Raw genomic sequence first — 17868 nt, 5'->3', positions numbered from 1 at the left:
GCGTGGACGCCGAAGCGGCGTCCACGAGGTAATTTGCGTCCCGATCGGAGTTCGCGTTGAGTCGGCCGCCACGAAACCGGCCCATCTACTACGTTTAGTCGTGAACCCCCGACCACGCCGCAATTGTCAAAAATAAAACCGCAGGTAGACGGCTTGGCGGTTTTCGAAAAACCACCGTGTGGTTGGCCCCTACCACTTAAACGTAGTAGATAGGCCGGTTTCGTGGCGAGGCATGTTGCGGGACGCGCACGGACCGACCCATCGAAACTATGCCGGCTTAAGATATGCGGACGGAGCTGACGGAGACGACGTTTGCCCAGATAAAACCGACCAAAATAAATCTGTCCCTTATTGGCAGGTTCAAAACCATGCCGGTTTACGGGGCAGAACCAGTGCCCCTTGAGCATGCCAGAAACGGCAAGGACAAAACCGCAGGTAGGAGGCTTGTCAGTTTACGGAAAAACGGGGTATGGTCAGCACTCACCGTTTCAGCCCCGTAATCCGGCATGGTTTTGATTTTGGGCAGTCGCTCGGACGAGCGCATGGCATCTAGCCCCTTTGAAAAAAACCGGCGGGGCGCTCCCCCCGCCGGCTTGGTACCGAGTCTTTGTCGTTTGGGCTACTTGGCAGCCTCGGGCTTGTAGGTGGCAAACTCGATCGCAAAGCCCACGGCGGCACCCACGAAAGAGGCAACGATAGCCCAGATCATGTGGTTGATGCCGTTAACACCGGAGGGGTCGATGAAGGACAGCCAGTTGAAGACGCCCAGACCACCGGACATGTACACCACGGCGCCGGAGAGACCAATGATGAGGCCGCCCACAGCAGAACCGATGCTGGCGTTGATGAAGGCCTTCTTATCGGGCAGGGCGACACCGTAGATAGCGGGCTCGGTGACACCAAAGAAGAAGGCGGAGATCATGGCCGGCAGCGCGATACCGCGGAACTTCTCGTCCTTGTTCTTGAGATACATGGCGAAGAGCACGGCGCCCAGCGAGAAGGAGTGGGCGATAACGGAGCCCAGGATGTAGTCGTGGCCCAGAGTGGACAGGTTGACCAGCGCGATGGGCACGAGCGACCAGTGGAAGCCAAAGATGACCAGGCACATCCAGAAGGCACCGACGAGGGTGCAGCCCAGGAGGGAGCCGATCATGGGCAGGCCAAACAGCAGCGCGAAGAACTCACCAAGCAGGTTGGTGATGAGCGTGGCGATGGGGCCAATGACCAGATAGCCAAGGGTGACGGTAACGGTGACGACGATCAGCGGGGTGAAGAACATCTTCATAGAAGCGGGCATCCACTTCTTAACCCAGTGCTCGAGGGTGGAGCCAAACCAGACCATGAGCAGGATGGGGATAACGGAGCTGGTGTAACCCGAGGCAGGCATGATGAGCGGCAGGCCCAGGAACGTGGTGTACCAAGAGAAGGTGCCAGCAAAGCCGAGCTCGACGGAGCCGACAACCTCGCCCGAGGTCAGGGCAACCATGGTGGGATACACCAGGGCAAAGGCGATGGCCATGCCGTTGAACTCGCTCATCTTGAACTTCTTGGCCGCGGTAAAGCCAAGCACCACGGGCAGGAAGTAGAACATGCCGTCAGCGACGGTGTAGAGCAGCGTGTAGGCGCCGTCGTTGGCAAAGCTCGGGACCAGGAAGGTAGCGAGCGCCAGCAGGCCCTTCATGATACCGGCAGCGGCGAAGGTGCCGAGCATGGGGGCGAAGATGCCCGAGATGAGGTCGATGATCACATCGGTAACGCCCTTGGGAGCGGCATCGTCGTCATCGGCGTCGACGGCGCCGCCGTCGCTAAAACCGCCGGCCTTGAGAACGGCGTCGTAGACGTCCTCGACGATGTTGCCCACAACAACCTGGTACTGGCCGTTGGCGTGCATGACCTTGATGACGTTGGGCAGCTCGGAGATTGCCTCGTCATTGGCCTTCGACTCGTCCTTGAGCTTAAAACGAACACGGGTAATGCAGTGTGCGACGCATTTGACGTTGGACTTGCCGCCAACCAGCTCTACGATCTGGGCAGCAAGATCGTCGTATTTACCTGCCATGATCTGTCCTCTCTTTTCCAAATTTCGACAAAAATATCCCCTACCGCGAGCCGGTACCTTGCCCGCAGTTAGAAACCAAAAAGAATTGTTGCGATTGCCGCCGGGCTGGCGGCTTTACTCACTCGGTCTGCGAAGCCGATCGCAGACGGTTGATATGCATCATCAGATACAAGAGCTCCTCGTCCGAGCAGCTCTGCTTGAACTCTTTCTCGAACACGCGGTTGATGGCGTACGCACACTGGTAGGCCTCGGGAAAATCGCGGGCGGCCTGCATAAACAGTGAGGAGTTCTCGGTCTGCGTGCAGCTGCCCTTAACAAGGCGGCGAACCAAAAAGCGCAGGTGCGCAAGAAAGCGAATGTAGCAGTACGACGCCGTGTCGAGCGAGCAGCCGAGCTGCTTTTCCACGGAATGGGTTACCTCGTCAAGCACGCGGGTGCTCTTCATGATGAAGTCCATGTCCTTGGCGCGGCCCATGCCGTCGACCTCGGCGTTAACGATGTGGAGCGCGATGCTCGTGGCCTCGTTCTGACCCAGCTTGGCGCCGGTGTGCTTTTGCACGATGGCGAGCGCGGCCTGACCGATTTCGAGCTCACGCGGGTAGATGAAAGCCACCTCATGCTCGAGCGGGTTGGGAGCGCTGATCTGGTCGTCGTCGCGCTGAACGGCAAACTGCAGGTGATCTGCCAGGATAAAGGGCAGGCCACCGGACAGCTTGCAACCGAGCTGCTGGGATGCGAAGCAGGCAATGTCGCTTGCCGCGAGCAGAACGTCGTCGGGAAGTGTGCCGACCATATCCTGCAGGCTCTCGGGAACGTTATAGAATTTGCGCTGGATGAGCGACTCATCGGCAAGCTCGTAGGGCATCTCGTGAAAACCGATGCCCTTGCCAAAGACAACAACCTCTCGGCCGTCATCGCTGGCGGCGAGAGCAACGTTATTGTTGATCTTCTTTACAATGAGCATGAAAAAACTCCTCGGACATCGGCGCTAGACGACGGGGCGATATTCCTCGTCTTCTATTATGCGCAAGTGATGCCTCCCGAGGAGTAACAAACTTGTGAGCACGTGGGCGATTGTAGGATGAAACTTGCATGCAGCGTAAGCCCCATTGGTGCGAAAGTCCGCTGAACGGTAGGAAATCGCCTGTAAACGGCAAAACCACCACAAAGGTGCCTGGCCCCTTTGTGGTGGTTTTGGCTGATGCCCCGATGTTACTCGCGCGGGGTGCCGTAGGGGTTGTACAAATCTGCAAGAGCAAATGTGCCGGTAGTAGCATCAAAGTCGAGTTCGAGCACACAGCAGTTGCCAATGCGGTGCTTCATCTTGAGCGGCTCCACGCCCACGCCGCGCATGACCTGAGCCGCTGCGGCGCCATGGCTCACGCACAACACGCTCTCATGTCCAGGGCGCTGCATGAACTCGGTGATGGTCGCCATCATACGCTCGCGAAACTCGACTTCGCCCTCGCCGTCATACTGCTTGTAAAAATCGCCGTACGGCAGGCGCGGATTCAAATCCTCGCTCGCGCCCTCAAATTTGCCAAAGTTCCACTCCTTAAGGCCCTTGACGCGCTCGTAAGGCTGACCGGGGAACGCAAGCTCAAGCGTGTCGCACGCACGCTCGGACGTCGAACTGTACGCATGGTCAAACGTAAGGCCACGCCCTCGCAGGGTCGCACCGACAGTTTTAGCCTGCTCGATTCCCAGCTCGGTGAGCGGCGAGTCACACCAGCCCTGCTTGCGACGAAGCAAGTTAAAGAGCGTTTGACCGTGACGCATAAAGTACAGTTTTGACATGAGGCCTCCGTGATCGCAATCGTTTGTCAGCGATTATGACACCTTGAGCTAACTTTAAGTCAAAGCTTTTTTGCAAAAACCACCACAAAGATGCCTGTCCCTTTTTGGCAGGTTATGGCAGCGCAGCGAGCCGGTTCCAAGTGCCCCAGGTCGCCCCGAAAGAGGAGCGACGCGTACTTTGGTACGCGAGCGACGGCTTGAGGGGCGAGATGGGGTGCTTGGGGCCGGCGCAGCGTCGAGCCTTAAAGGTGATCTTGGATCAGATCGCAGATGGCTCGGGCGTCGTTGATGTTGATGGCTCGGGTCGCAAAGCCGGCGTCGAAGGCCTGACGCGCCAGGGCCTCGTTGCAGGCAAGGGCCAGCGTGTGACCGTCGACCAGGTCGAGCGAGCTCTTGCCGCGCAGACGGTCGACACCGGAGCGCGCGACCACGATGTTGTCGAAGCCCTCGGTCTTGTAACCCTCGATGATCACCACGTCGACATCGTTGTAGCGCGACAGCAGCTCGCGCGCGGGCATCTCGTCCTCCTCGCGCGTGTCGGCGTACTCCGCCCAGCGCGTGGCGCAGATGAGGCCCACGTGCTTGGATCCGGCCTGGTGATGGCGCCAGGTGTCCTTAGCGGGCACGTCGATATCAAAGCCGTGGTGCCCGTGATGCTTGAGCGAACCCACGCGCAGGCCGCGGCGGGTGAGCTCGGCAATGACCTTCTCGACGAGCGTGGTCTTGCCCGAGTTTTGGTAGCCGATAAACGCGATCGCGGGGACGGCCGGGGTCAGGGCCGCAGGCGCGACGGCGACGGGTGCGCTCGCGATCGCGGCACCGTCAGCGGCCACGGCCTCAGCAGCAGCGGCCTGACGCTCTGAACGATCCCACACGCCCGAGCGGCCACCTTCCTTGTGCAACAGGCGCACGTCGACAATCTCCATGCCGCGATCGACGGCCTTGCACATGTCATAGATGGTCAGGCACGCGGCGCTCGCGCCGGTCAGGGCCTCCATCTCAATACCGGTCTTGCCCGTCACGCCGGCTGTGACCAGCACATGAAAGCCGACCTGCCCGTCCGCGCGCGACGGCGCCCAGCCCTCGGGCACGTCCTCGACGGGCGTCCCCGCCGGCGCGATGGGCGCAATGTCGCACTTACTCTTGGTAATGAGCAACGGATGGCACATGGGGATGATGTCGCTCGTGCGCTTGATGGCCATGATGCCCGCCACGCGCGCGCAGGCAAGCACGTCGCCCTTTTTGGCGCGGTCCTGCAGCACCATGGCTTGCGTCTCGGGATGCATGAGGATGGTGCCCTCGGCGATGGCGATACGATGGGTCTCGGCCTTGTCGGACACGTCGACCATGCGTACCTCGCCCTTGGCGTCCACGTGCGTCAGCTCGTCGCGACGGGCATCACGGGTGGGCTCGGCTGCAGCGCTGGAAGTCGGCTGTGCGGCAGTGACAGCATCGCCAGCCGCAGCCGTGACTTTGCGGGCAGACATCGCGGCCCTGCGAGCGGCCTTGGTGGCATCGGCGTACCTGCTCTTGGCCATATGATCATCCTCCGATTTGGGACATAAATCGTTGCGTGCCCTCAATTATCGCGTGTTCCTGCGGTTTGTGGGCCACGGCATCGCGCCAAATCGAAACTACCTGCATATCATCACCACGGCGCAGGGCATCGCGCACCGAATACTCGGCGTCACTGAACAGGCACGGACGCACGTTACCGTCGGCCGTCAGGCGCAGACGGTTGCAATTCGCGCAAAAATGGTTGGACATGGCGCTGATGAAGCCGACCGTTCCCGCCGCACCCGGAAAGTGCCAGTACCGCGCAGGACCCGCGCCGGCAGGAGCGTCGTTGATGTCGAGCGGCTCGAGCTCGCCCAGTCCCGCCGCGGCGGCCCCGGCATTGATGCGCGTCCGCAGCTCGTCGCTCGGCACGGTGTCGCTCGCATCCCACAACTCGGGATTGAGCGCGGGCGCATGCGGGTCCACAGCGCAATGCGAGCTCGTGTGTTCGTCGCCAATGGGCATGTATTCGATAAAGCGCAGGTGGATGGGACGGTCGAGCGTGAGCCGCGCGAGGGCCGCCACATCTTGGTTGAGCCGGCGCACCACAACGCAGTTGACCTTAACGGGCTCAAAGCCCCAGGCCAGCGCCGCGTCGATGCCAGCCATGGTCTGCTCGAGCCGACCCAGGCGCGTAATCTTTCCAAACAGCGTAGGGTCGAGCGTGTCGAGCGAGATGTTGACGCGGTTAAGGCCGGCATCTTTGAGCTGCGGTGCCAGCTTGGGCAGCAGGGCGCCATTGGTGGTAAGCGAGATGTCCTCGATCTGCGGAATCGCGCGGATGTCGCGAATGAGCGGAATGATACGGCGGCTGACCAGCGGCTCGCCGCCCGTCAGGCGTACGCGGCGAATGCCCTCCCCCGCTACCAGGCGCACAAAGCGGGCGATTTCCTCGGCACTGAGCAGCTCGTCGTGCGCGCGGGGTGCCACGCCATCGGCCGGCATGCAGTAAATGCAGCGGAAATTGCACTTGTCGGTAACGGCAATGCGCAGGTAGTTGATATCGCGGCCAAAGCCGTCATGTTGCACGCGCCCGTCCACGCAGCCCTCCCCTCACGCGGCGTTTTATTCTTCGGAAAACATAATACTCCACGGGAGAATCATGCCGACACCCGTACGACAGGACAGGTCGCTTCGAGCAAAACGGACTTTCCAAGCCCATCCTCAGCACGCAAACCATCACAACATTCGATGCTTTTCCCGTTTTTGGCAAAAAACGCCGAATGTTGTGATGGTCTGCCTGCCCACGGCACCCCGTAGAAGGACCAAAACGCCCCTAGAGGCCGCCGTCCCAGTGCCGAATCACGAATTCCCGCAGGTCATTCTGCCGCTTCTGGAACGCTTCGCTTCGATCGCACTTGAGACCCATAGCGAGCGCGATGGCGTTCATCGCCCGGTGCAATTGCAGCTGATGGGCAAACTGAGTCCCGGTGAGGACGATCATCCTAAAGCCCAGCGCGCTCAGCACGGCCATACGCTCCGCATCCGACGCGCTGCGTTGTTTATCAAGATGGTCCGAGCCGTTGTATTCAATCCCCGTACCGCTCGCAGGCGCATATACGTCGACCTTGAAATACCCGGCCTTTGCGAGATACTTGAACTCGTTGGGAACATCGACCCGATGGTTGAGCTCAACCTTGACGTATCCAAGCCCTCCCTGGGAACGTTTTGCTACGACCATGATTGCGGTGGCCGTCTCCATGGGCGACCGCGCGCCATCGTGTACGCGCCTGAGCACGGCGGCCGCGCGTACAGCCCCCTGACGAGATCGGTTCTCATTGCAATAGGCAATCAAATCGGCAACGGTATACCTCTGCCCCATCTCGATATAATCGCCTGTCGACAGATGATTCAAATGGTATCGGGCACAGATTTCGTAGCCATATTCCAGCTGCTCGGGCTCGCTCATCCACGAACCCGCTTGGACAAAGCACATGGCCTCATCAACCACCAGAAGGCCCTCTGCCACCTCGATAAGATGGCTTGGAGGTACCGGCGCTCCAAACACGTGGCACCTAAATCCAGCCGGCGTCGAGCGCTCAAAATCGAAGTTGACGAGCGTATCGATATGATCGAGCTCTTCTCGTGGAATACCAAGCGAAACCAGATAGTCGATAACGATCCCAACTGCCGTTGAAGCCCTCAGCCCCTTGGCATCGAGTCCCAATTTGGGCAGGCTCGCGGTCGGCTCCGCCTCGCTAGCAAGCGAGTCCTCATCGTATAGGCTGCTTGCTCGCGAGAGCGGCTCGGACGGGCGCGCCACGTTGTGGTACAGCCAGGCAGTCTTATGGGACAGGACGATCGGCAGGTCCATGAGCCCTCCAATGGAGTCGGATAACCAACCTTATTCCCCTGCCCACGGGTCCGCACACCTTCGTGCGCAAGAAAGCGATTCCACCCGATCGAGTGGCAGAAAAACCATCACAACATTCGATGCTTTTCCCGATTTTGGCAAAAAACGTCGAATGTTGTGATGGTTTGAGGCGAGGTGAGAGGCACGAAGGGGTCGAAGCATCGTGCTCGAACGGGTTAATCCAACTCTTTTAAGCCATGCGCCAGCTGCCAGTACTCGCCGTGCTGGGCGAGCAGCTCTTCGTGGGTGCCGCGCTCGATGATGCGGCCGTGTTCGAGGACCATGATGGCGTCGGCGTCGCGGACGGTGGACAGGCGGTGCGCGATCATAAACGTGGTGCGTCCGCGCATGATGCGGTCCATACCGCGCTCGATGAGCTTTTCGGTGCGCGTGTCGATGCTCGAAGTGGCCTCGTCCAGGATGAGCACCGGCGGGTCGGCAACGGCCACGCGCGCGATGGCGAGCAGCTGGCGCTGGCCCTGCGACAGGTTGGCGCCGTCGGCCGTGACCGGCGTGTCGTACCCTCTAGGCAGGCGGCGGATAAACGAATCCGCGCAGGCCGCCTCGGCAGCGGCGCGCACCTCCTCGTCGGTCGCGTCGAGCTTGCCAAAGCGGATGTTCTGCGCAATGGTGCCGCTAAACAGGTGCGTATCCTGCAGCACAATGCCGAGCGACCCGCGCAGGCTGGCCTTGGCAATGTGCTTGACGTCGATGCCGTCGTACGTGATCTCGCCGTCATCGACCTCGTAGAAGCGGTTGATGAGGTTGGTGATGGTCGTCTTTCCGGCGCCCGTCGAGCCCACAAACGCGATCTTTTGCCCCGGCTTGGCAAACAGGTTGAGGTCCGTGAGCACACGGGTGCCCGGCACGTAGGAAAAGTCCACGGCATGGAAGCGCACGTCGCCGGCAAGCGGGACCAAGCCGCACGTGAGCTCGGTACCGTCGGCAGCCACCGCACGGCCCGACTCATTAACGGCAGCCACATCATGCAGATGCCCGTACGCGCCCACGCCCTGGCCCTCGGGAATCTTCCATGCCCACACAGCGTCGCCCGTCTGCACCAGCTCCACGCAGCCCTCGTCCACCTCGGGCTTAAGGTCCATGGCGGCAAACAGGCGCTCGGCACCGGCCAGCGCGTTGAGTAAGAAATTACCCAACTGCGTAAACTGGTTGATGGGCATGGCCGCCTGGCGTACAAAGACCAGATAGCTCGCGAGCGCACCTACATCGGCGAGCCCCTTGATACAGAGCATGCCGCCCGCCACGGCGACGATGGCATAGTTGACGTAGCCAATCACGACGGTCATGGGCACCATGGAGTTGGCATAGCTCACGGCGGCGGTGCCGGTGCGGCGAAGCTCATCGTTGCGGCAGGCGAAGCCGACGACATTCGCTGCCTCGTGGTTAAAGACCTTGATGACCTTTTGGCCCGAAACCATCTCTTCGATATATCCGTCCAGGTCGCCAAGCGATGCCTGCTGGGCGGCAAAAAAGCGCTTGGAACGCATGCCCGAGTAGCGCGCATACAGCACAATGGCCGCGTCGCACACGAGCGTAATAATCGTGAGTTGCCAGTTAAGGATGATGAGCATGGCCGTGGTGCCCACAACCTGAATGGCGGCCTGAATCACGTTGGCAAAGCTGTTGTTGAGCGCCTCGGAGACGGTGTCGACGTCGTTGGTAAAGAAGCTCATGATGTCGCCCGAGCGCGTGCTGTCAAAATAACTGAGCGGCAGCGTCTGGATGTGCGCGAACAGGTCGCGACGAATATCGGAGACCACGCGCTGGGCCGCGCGCACCATAATCTGCGAGTAGCCCAGAGCCGAGAGCACGCCCGCGGCGTAGATGATCGCCGTCAGGATGACCTGCTTGGCGAGCAGTTCCTCCCCGCCCGTGGCCAAACCGTTAACGATGGGGCGCACCATGTAGGTGCCGGCGAGGCTCGCGATGGCGGCGACGGAGGCGAGCACGCCCACCGCGAGCAACGAGAACTTGGCATGCCCCATGTAGGAGAGCAGGCGGCGAAGCGTCTGCGTCAGATTGGTGGGACGGGCCTGAGCGGATGTCTTAGGCATGGCGCTCACCCCCTTCCAAGGTCGATCCGCTGGGGACGGAAGAAAACGGATCGTTCGCGCAGCCATCGTCGCTGCCGTCACCGGCGTCCGCATCCCCCGCAAACTCCATCTGCGAGGCGTAAATCTCCTGGTAGATGTTGTCGCCCGCCAGCAGTTCCTCGTGCGTGCCCACGCCATGGACACGACCGTCGTCCAACACCACAATGCGATCGGCATCCATGACGCTCGCAATGCGCTGTGCGATGACAATCACCGTCGTATTGGGAATCTGAGCGATATGCTCGCGGATCTTGGCGTCGGTCGCCATATCGACCGCGCTGGTCGAATCGTCAAAGATGAGCACACGCGGATGCTTGAGCAATGTACGCGCGATGCACAGGCGCTGCTTCTGCCCGCCCGAGACACCGGCACCGCCCTGGCCCAGATAGCCGTCCAGCCCGCCGATGCGATCGAGGAACTCATCCACGCACGCCGCGCGGCAAGCCGCGAGGAGCTCATTGTCCGACGCCTGTGGATTGCCCCACTGCAGGTTCTCGCGCACGGTACCCGTAAACAGTACGTTCTTTTGCAGCACGATACCCACGGCGTCGCGCAGGGCGGCCAGGTCGTAATCGCGCACATCGCGCCCGCCCACGAGCACGGCGCCTTCGGTGGCGTCGTACAGGCGCGCGATTAGCTGCACAAGCGAACTCTTGCCCGAGCCCGTGCCGCCGAGCACGCCCACCGTGGAGCCCGCCTCAATGCAAAGGTCAATATGCTCGAGCACATCCTCGGCAGCATCCGCGCGGTATTTAAAAGAAACGTCGCGAAACTCGATACTGCCGTCCGCTGGCGCCGCAGTCGCGAGGTCTCCCGCAGGATTGGCGATAAAGGGCTCTTCATCGACCACCTCTGCGATACGGCCCACACTCGTAAGAGCGCGCGTGAGCAGCAAAAACACGTTGGAAATCATCATGAGTGAGTTCATAATCAGCAGCACATAGCTCATAAAGCCCGTGAGCGAGCCCACGCCCAAGCGACCTTCGATGATCATGCGGCCGCCAATCCACAGGATCGAGAGCGCAGCCACGTACATCGAGAGCTGGAACACCGGCAGGTTGAGCACGGCGGTGCCGAAGGTCTTGGTCGCCGTGCCGGCGAGCTCGGTATTGACGGTGTCGAACTTGTCGCACTCGTGCTCGGCGCGCACGTAAGCCTTCACGGCGCGCACGGCGGTAAGGTCCTCTTGCACCACGCCGTTGAGGTGGTCCATCGAGGTCTGGAGTTGGCGGTAGAGCGGGCTCACGCGCACGGTAATGATACCGAGCACGATGGCGAGCATCGGCAGAATGACGGCAAAGACCGCCGCGAGCTCGCGCGAGAGCGCAAAAGCGTAGACGAGGCCCATGACCAGATTTACCGGCCCGCGCACCATGGGGCGGAAGCCGTTACCTACAGCGTTTTGAATCACGGTGATGTCGGTGGTCATGCGAGTGACAAGCGAGCTGGCGTCGTAGTTGTCCAGATTGCCAAAAGCGAGCGTCTGGATCTTGCGATACTCCGCCTCGCGCAGGTTAGCGCCCAGCCCCGAGGCGACGCGAGCAGACGTGCGTGCATAGCCCAAGCCAAGTACCAGCGAACATGCGGCGCATACCAACATATACGTGCCCTGCAACAGCATGTAGTTGATGTCGCCCGCGGGCACGCCCACATCGATGATATTTGCCATGATGACCGGGATAAACAGCTCGAGCGCCGTCTCGGCCGTCACAAAGAGCACGCCGAGTATGGCATCGCGGCGGTATGTCCCCAGATAGGAAAACAAAATCTTGAGATTGCGCACGCAGATTCATCCCCCATCAAACGTTGTTCGCAAACCCACGTATTATGGCGCGCCGTGCGGCGGTGTCAAGTGATGCGAAATCGATTTCTGCAAGGCTAGTGCAGACGCCATGCTCACAGGGCGCACGTCCGTATTCAATTAGAAATGAACGCGAGCGTGACTTTTTCGCCCTGCCGCCAACACAAACCTTGACTCTACAATCGTTGTAGGGTTTTCACTACACTGGTACGTAAACGACCCAAGCCAGAAAGTGCCCCGACCATGGAACACGACCTCACACGCGGCAATGTCCTCAAGACCATCGCGGTCTTTGCCCTGCCCTATATGCTCTCGTACTTTTTGCAGATGCTCTACGGCATGGCCGATCTGTACATGATGGGGCAGTTTAGCGGCGCTGCCGGCATCACCGCCGTGGGCAACGGCGCACAGACGCTCTATATCATTACCGTGACGCTCGTGGGCCTGGCCATGGGAACGACGGTCATCGTCGGCCACGCCGTGGGCTCGCGCCGCTTCGATCGCGCCGAGACCGCCATCGGCAATACCATCACGCTCTTTATGGGTGTCTCGGTGGTACTGGCCGCTGTCCTGCTCGCGCTGTGCCCGCAGATCGTGGCGCTCATTGGCACTCCCGCCGAAGCCGTCGAAGGCACTGCCGCCTACCTGCGTATCTGCTTTATCGGCATTCCCTTTATCGCCGCGTACAACATTCTTTCGGCCATCTTTCGCGGGCTGGGCGATTCGCGCTCGCCCATGTACGTGATCGGCGTGGCGTGCATCATCAACATCGCGCTCGATTTTCTGTTTATCGGCCACATGGGGCTCGGCCCCGTGGGCGCAGCGCTCGGCACGGTGACCGCGCAGACGGCCAGCGTTGCCCTCGCGCTCGTGTGGCTCAAGAGCCGTCGCACAAACATCCACGTTAAGCGCAGCGACCTGCGCCCCCAGCCCGAGGTGCTCGGCAGCATTCTTAAAATCGGCGTGCCCGTGGCTGTGCAGGACGGCTGCATCCAGGTGGCGTTTATGTTTATCACCGTCATCGCCAACCACCGCGGTCTGGTCGACGCCGCCGCCGTGGGCCTGGTCGAGAAGATGATCAGCTTTTTGTTTATCGTGCCGAGTTCCATGGGCGCTACCGTCAGCGCGCTCACGGCACAAAACGCCGGCGCGGGCAAGGGCGACCGCGCGCGTCAGGTGCTCAAGGATGCCATGACCATCTCGGTGGTGTACGGCTGCCTGATCACGGTGCTGATGTGGCTGGTGGCGCCGGCGTTTATCGGCTTTTTTGCCAAGGACCCCGCGGTGGTCGCAGCCGGTACCGGCTATATGCACAGCTATATTTTCGACGCGATTTTTGCCGGCATCCACATTTGCTTTAGCGGCTTTTTCGCTGCATACGGCAAGAGCTACATCGGCTTTGCGCACAACGTGCTGGCCGTGGCGCTCATTCGCGTGCCCGGCGCCTGGCTGCTGTCGAATGCCTATTCTGACACGCTGTTCCCCATGGGCATCGCCTCGCCGTGCGGCTCGATTCTGTCGGCGGTCATCTGCGTGATTGCATTTACCGCGCTCAACCGCCGCGGGGCTTTTGACAAGTTAGCAGCGTAGCGGGGCGACACGAAATCGCCCTCGTCGACGACATCATCAGCGACGACCCCGCGACCTACGTGACGCAGATCACGGTGCCGGTTGCCCCAGCAAAGTAAGAACCGCCCGGAAGGCATCGTGCTTCCGGGCGGTTCTTACTAATCATCATCCAGCAACTCGAATCGATTTCTAGATATCACCAATGCGGCATAATCTTGGCTTTGGTGAAAAACATGGGCAACTACAACGTCCTCGTTATCGTAGTAATAAAGCATTACATAAGAATTAACGAGGCAAGCATGGTAACCAAGCACTGCAAGCTCGGGCAATTTCGATAAACCGTAGTCAACTACGCCACTTTGAAGATGCTGGAGTTGGCTACGGTATTTATCAAGAAAGTTTCGGGCAGTAAAAACACCATGCCCTAATAAATAATCAACGATATCGTCAACCTCTTGTTCAGCTGTAGGCAGAATTTTGACGTTATAGGCCATATTTTGCCTCAAGGTCATCGAGGGCCTCAAAGGCATCACGCGCCGTGCCGGCAGCACGCTCCCGCTCGGCCACAGCTATACGAGCCATCAGACGAGCCTTAGCCTGTTCCTGAACCATGAGGTCGTAGTCCTCGGATCGAAGTACAACAAATTTGCTATAGCCGTTTTTTGTAACAGTCACTGGACCAGTAGTAGTTTCAACGAGCTCCGAGAATTTCGCGGTGTCCCGCATATCTTTAATTGGAACGCAAACGGGCATGTTCAACTCCAATCATAATTATGTACATAATTATGAAGTATAGCTCAGCTAACGAGCGTCGGCTACAGAAGATCTACCACACTGGAGACAGTCCCCCGATATGGCGGTTCTACTCCTCCGGTATCGGAAACGCACGGATGAACTCTGCGGGCGAGAAGGTCTTGATGGTTGAGCGCACAAAAGCGGCGCGATCGCGGGTGATGATAAAGTCCACGCCGGCACGCTCTGCCATCGCACGGATACAGCCGTCCTCGAAGTCCGGCTCATCGGAATAGGCGGAGGTAAAACAAGCTTCTTGGTCGAGAGGCTCTAACGAGTAGCTCTTAAGGCAGTCGCGTACCACCTCGCGGGCGCGCGCCTCGCCGGCCTGTTTGGTGAGAATGTAGTACGCGTCCTTGAGAGAACAAGCCGAAACAACGCCCTCGATAAGCCCCACGTCGACGAGCCCCTTGATCGCTTGCGCCGACGCATGTTCCGGCCGGCCCGGAAGCACGCAATCGAGCAGAAAATTGGTATCGAGAAATGCTCTCATAGGTAGCGCTCCCTCGCAACGCGCTTTTCATCTTCAACTGTCATCGTATCGAGCGGCGTTCCTTTTGGCATTTTGGCTACGATATCGAGATACTCCTGGTAGTCCTCATCCTCCGCGAGCATTTCGCGAATCTCCTTCCAGGTGATCTTGGGATGCCACATCGTACCCACGTCGCGCTTGGGCTTGTCCGAGCCGCGCGTCGGCTTTGCGCCCCCGCGCTCCTGGGTAGCGTCATATTCCACTGCAACCGGGCCTTGATAGTCGAGCGGCACGATCTTGAACAACGGCTTGCTCCGCTTGAAGACCACAACTTCCTCGCCCTCATTGGCAACCTTTTCGGCCACCTGCGTAAGGTTTTGGCGCAGTTCCGAAAACGCGACGGTAACCATAGCGGCTCCTCTCAACATATATCTTCGCTGCTTAGTATACACGTTAATGTTAATGTTAGCGTATATAAAAATCACCACAATGGGGGCAATCAACCATTACGGGCACCTCTGCTTTGTATGAATCTCTTATCGCTCCGAGACGGTACCGATCCGCAGGATCACCCTCAGCAACCTACATGACGCAGATCACGGTGTCCGTCACCGCACCCAAATAAAAACCTCCCGGAAAGTATCAGACTTTCCGGGAGGTTATCCAATTTGATTATCGGCACCTTAAGCCTGGGGCACCTCACCAGTAGCTAAGATCTGCTCGAGCGCGTCCTCGTCCAGCACGGGCACGCCCAGCTGCTCGGCTTTGGTGAGCTTGGAGCCTGCTTTGGGGCCGGCGACCAGATAGCTCGTCCTCTTTGACACGCTACCCGAAACCTTGGCGCCGAGCACCTTGAGCGCCGCGCCCGCCTCGTCGCGAGTGCGGTTGACGAGCGTGCCGGTGAGCACGAAGGTCAGACCCGCGAGCGGTTGTGCATCGGCGAGCTCGCCCGCCACGCCCGCGTCGGCTGCGGCTTGTGCATGCGCGGCGCCCAAGTCGACCTCGAGCGACAGGCCCGCCTGGTGCAGGCGCTCCAGCACGGCAAGGTTTTCGGGCACGGCCAGGAACTGCTTGACGCTCGCCGCAATCTTGGGACCGATGCCCTCGCACTCGGCGATATCCTCTTCGCTCGCCAAGATGAGCTTGTCAATCGACAGGAATCGCTCGGCAATGACCTCGCCCACACTCTTGCCCACGTGGCGGATGCCCAGGGCAAACAGCACGCGACCGAGCGGCTGGCTCTTGGACTTGTTGAGCTCGGCGATGATTTTCTCGGCCGTCTTGAGGCCTACCGGAATGGGGTCGCCCTTCTTGACGCCCTTTTTGCTATTGGAGCTGGCATAGGTGCGCCCTGTGTCCAGTCCGGCGATGTCGTCAACCGTGAGCTGGTAGAAGTCCGCGACGTCGTGAATCAGCCCGGCGGCGATCATCTTGTCGACGATCTCGTCGCCCAGGCCGTCGACGTCCATGCAGCCGCGGCTCACCCAGTGGAGCAGGCGCTCCTTGAGCTGCGCGGGGCAGTCGATGGACACGCAGCGGTAGGCCACCTCGCCGTCCTCGTGGACCACGGGGCTACCGCACACGGGACAGGCCTCGGGCATGTGCCAGTCGACCGAATCGGCCGGGCGCTTGTCGAGCACGGGACCCACAACCTCGGGGATCACGTCGCCCGCCTTGTGCACGATGATGGTGTCGCCCTCGCGCACGTTTTTGCGGCGGATCTCGTCGATGTTGTGCAGCGTGGCGCGCGCGATGGTGGAACCGGCGACCGTCACCGGGTCGAACTCGGCGACCGGCGTGAGCACACCGGTGCGGCCCACCTGGATGCGAATCTCGCGCAGGATGGTCTGCTTTTCCTCGGGCGGGAACTTAAAGGCAATGGCCCAGCGCGGTGCGCGGGCGGTAAAACCTAGGTCGAGCTGCTGCTGGAAGCTGTCAACCTTTACGACCACGCCGTCGATGTCGTAGTCCAGGTCGCCGCGGTGCTCGAGCGCCTGGGCACAGAACTCGTGGACCTCGGCCGGCGTGGCGCAACGAGCCACGTTGGGGTTGACGCTAAAGCCGGCGTTGCGCAGCCAGTCGAGAAATTCGCGCTGGCTGTGGACGTGCAGCGGGTCGGTATCGGCGATGGCGTAGATAAAGGTGGCCAGGTCGCGCCGCGCCGTGACCTTGGGATCCTTCTGACGCAGGCTACCGGCGGCAGCGTTGCGCGGGTTGGCGAAGGGGTCGCGGCCCTCGGCATCGGCCTCGTCGTTGAGGCGCACAAAGCTGCCCTTAGGCATATAGACCTCGCCGCGTACCTCAATGGTGCGCTCGCGGTCGGCGCCCATGTGGGCGAGCGCCGGCTCGGACAGGTGCATGGGCACATCCTTGATGGTACGGACGTTGAGCGATACGTCCTCGCCCGTGGTGCCATCGCCGCGCGTGGCCGCGCGCACAAAGGTGCCGTTTTGATAGGTAAGCGCCACGCCCAGACCGTCGATCTTAAGCTCGCAGGTATAGGTGACGCTGCCGGCACCGAGCGCATCCTCGGTGCGTTGAAGCCACGCGTCGAGCTCGTCCAGGTCCATGGCATCGTCCATGGAATACATGCGCGCCATGTGCGTTACCGGCGTAAACTGCTCGCTCACGTATCCGCCCACACGCTGGGTATAGCTGTCGGGCGTCACCAAATCGGGGTAGGTCGCCTCGATTTCCTGCAGCTCAACGAGCATTTTGTCGAAGGCGGCGTCCGTGATCTCGGGCGCATCGAGCATGTAGTAGCGGTACGCGTGGTAATCGAGCTCGTGGCGCAGCTCGGCCGCGCGTGCTGCCGCCTGGGCACGGGCATCGGCCGGTGCGGCGGCATCCGCGCTCGCGGGCGTTTCGGTATCGATGTCCACGCCGTCACCAAACAGGCTCGATTGCTCCATAGCGGCACTCCTTCGCTCGATTTCAAACGGATACAAGAGTACCACCGGTCGCAACGGGGCCGAATAGCGGTCTCAAACCGCACCGAATCGGCAGCCGCCGGACCGGACTGGACAGTTAGTTCAGATACGTATAATTCTGCGAGCCTGGTCGTGTTCAGACGTCGCCATTCCAGCCAATTTGGCCGCCCCGGGGGTTGCACGACCGGCTCGTCCCCTTTCTAAACTCCCATCCGAACCCCTCCCCCATCCCAAACAGCTCAAAACGCATGCTGAACCGCCTCGGGTTTATACGTATCTGAACTAACTGTCCAGACCATTCCGAACCTTTGCCAGCGCGTCCACTTCTTTTTTGAAAAGAGTTGCGTATGGCGTATACACGAGAGAGATATGGAGGTGCAGTGACAGAAAAAATTTATCTTAACAGGGTTGCTTTTGGGAATTT

General features: G+C 60.3%; 14 protein-coding genes. 1 reads left to right on the top strand and 13 read right to left on the bottom strand.

The features are described from left to right. Positions 1-619 precede the first annotated feature (619 nt). The 8 genes from DXC79_RS08525 to DXC79_RS08490 form a co-directional block, all read right to left on the bottom strand. Positions 620-2059, bottom strand: coding sequence for a PTS transporter subunit EIIC (locus DXC79_RS08525; RefSeq protein ID WP_117635881.1), 1440 nt, complete (start codon positions 2057-2059; stop codon positions 620-622). 118 nt (positions 2060-2177) lie between these two features. After that, positions 2178-3023, bottom strand: coding sequence for a PRD domain-containing protein (locus DXC79_RS08520; protein ID WP_117635880.1), 846 nt, complete (start codon positions 3021-3023; stop codon positions 2178-2180). 248 nt (positions 3024-3271) lie between these two features. Beyond that, positions 3272-3856, bottom strand: coding sequence for a histidine phosphatase family protein (locus tag DXC79_RS08515; RefSeq protein WP_117563640.1), 585 nt, complete (start codon positions 3854-3856; stop codon positions 3272-3274). Positions 3857-4098: 242 nt separating this feature from the next. Continuing rightward, positions 4099-5394, bottom strand: coding sequence for a molybdopterin-guanine dinucleotide biosynthesis protein B (mobB, locus tag DXC79_RS10290; protein ID WP_117583354.1), 1296 nt, complete (start codon positions 5392-5394; stop codon positions 4099-4101). 4 nt (positions 5395-5398) lie between these two features. Further along, positions 5399-6454: a GTP 3',8-cyclase MoaA gene (moaA, locus tag DXC79_RS08505; RefSeq protein WP_233503088.1), complete on the bottom strand. Its 1056-nt coding sequence runs from the start codon at positions 6452-6454 to the stop codon at positions 5399-5401. A gap of 235 nt (positions 6455-6689) precedes the next feature. Further along, on the bottom strand, positions 6690-7727 hold the full coding sequence (locus DXC79_RS08500; protein WP_117635879.1) for a hypothetical protein: 1038 nt from the start codon (positions 7725-7727) through the stop codon (positions 6690-6692). A gap of 215 nt (positions 7728-7942) precedes the next feature. Beyond that, positions 7943-9841, bottom strand: a complete 1899-nt coding sequence (locus tag DXC79_RS08495) for an ABC transporter ATP-binding protein (protein WP_117635878.1) — start codon at positions 9839-9841, stop codon at positions 7943-7945. Beyond that, positions 9834-11663 carry an ABC transporter ATP-binding protein gene (locus DXC79_RS08490; RefSeq protein WP_117635877.1) on the bottom strand — a complete coding sequence of 610 codons (1830 nt, stop codon included), beginning with the start codon at positions 11661-11663 and terminating at the stop codon, positions 9834-9836. The genes DXC79_RS08495 and DXC79_RS08490 overlap by 8 nt, the downstream gene beginning before the upstream one ends. A 261-nt stretch (positions 11664-11924) precedes the next feature. On the opposite strand from DXC79_RS08490, the gene DXC79_RS08485 reads away from it, so the two are divergent. Next, positions 11925-13271, top strand: coding sequence for an MATE family efflux transporter (locus tag DXC79_RS08485; protein ID WP_117635876.1), 1347 nt, complete (start codon positions 11925-11927; stop codon positions 13269-13271). A gap of 137 nt (positions 13272-13408) precedes the next feature. On the opposite strand, the gene DXC79_RS08480 is transcribed toward DXC79_RS08485, so the two are convergent. From DXC79_RS08480 to ligA, 5 genes are all read right to left on the bottom strand, one after another. Then, entirely contained in the window at positions 13409-13744 is a 336-nt protein-coding gene (locus DXC79_RS08480) for a type II toxin-antitoxin system RelE/ParE family toxin (protein ID WP_158550999.1), read from the bottom strand. Continuing rightward, positions 13734-13976, bottom strand: coding sequence for a type II toxin-antitoxin system prevent-host-death family antitoxin (locus tag DXC79_RS10265; protein ID WP_255413270.1), 243 nt, complete (start codon positions 13974-13976; stop codon positions 13734-13736). Before DXC79_RS10265 ends, DXC79_RS08480 begins: the two co-directional genes overlap by 11 nt. Positions 13977-14112: 136 nt before the next feature. Further along, positions 14113-14535 (bottom strand): PIN domain-containing protein, encoded by a 423-nt coding sequence (locus DXC79_RS08470; protein WP_117635873.1) that lies wholly within the window; start codon positions 14533-14535, stop codon positions 14113-14115. Beyond that, positions 14532-14924 carry a type II toxin-antitoxin system Phd/YefM family antitoxin gene (locus DXC79_RS08465; protein ID WP_158550998.1) on the bottom strand — a complete coding sequence of 131 codons (393 nt, stop codon included), beginning with the start codon at positions 14922-14924 and terminating at the stop codon, positions 14532-14534. Before DXC79_RS08465 ends, DXC79_RS08470 begins: the two co-directional genes overlap by 4 nt. Positions 14925-15197: 273 nt before the next feature. Continuing rightward, entirely contained in the window at positions 15198-17426 is a 2229-nt protein-coding gene (gene ligA, locus DXC79_RS08460) for an NAD-dependent DNA ligase LigA (RefSeq protein WP_117635871.1), read from the bottom strand. Positions 17427-17868: the final 442 nt, after the last annotated feature.

This window comes from Collinsella sp. TF08-11AT, assembly GCF_003437035.1.
Taxonomy (GTDB): Bacteria; Actinomycetota; Coriobacteriia; order Coriobacteriales; family Coriobacteriaceae; genus Collinsella.
This window is presented reverse-complemented; position numbering and strand designations above follow the sequence as displayed.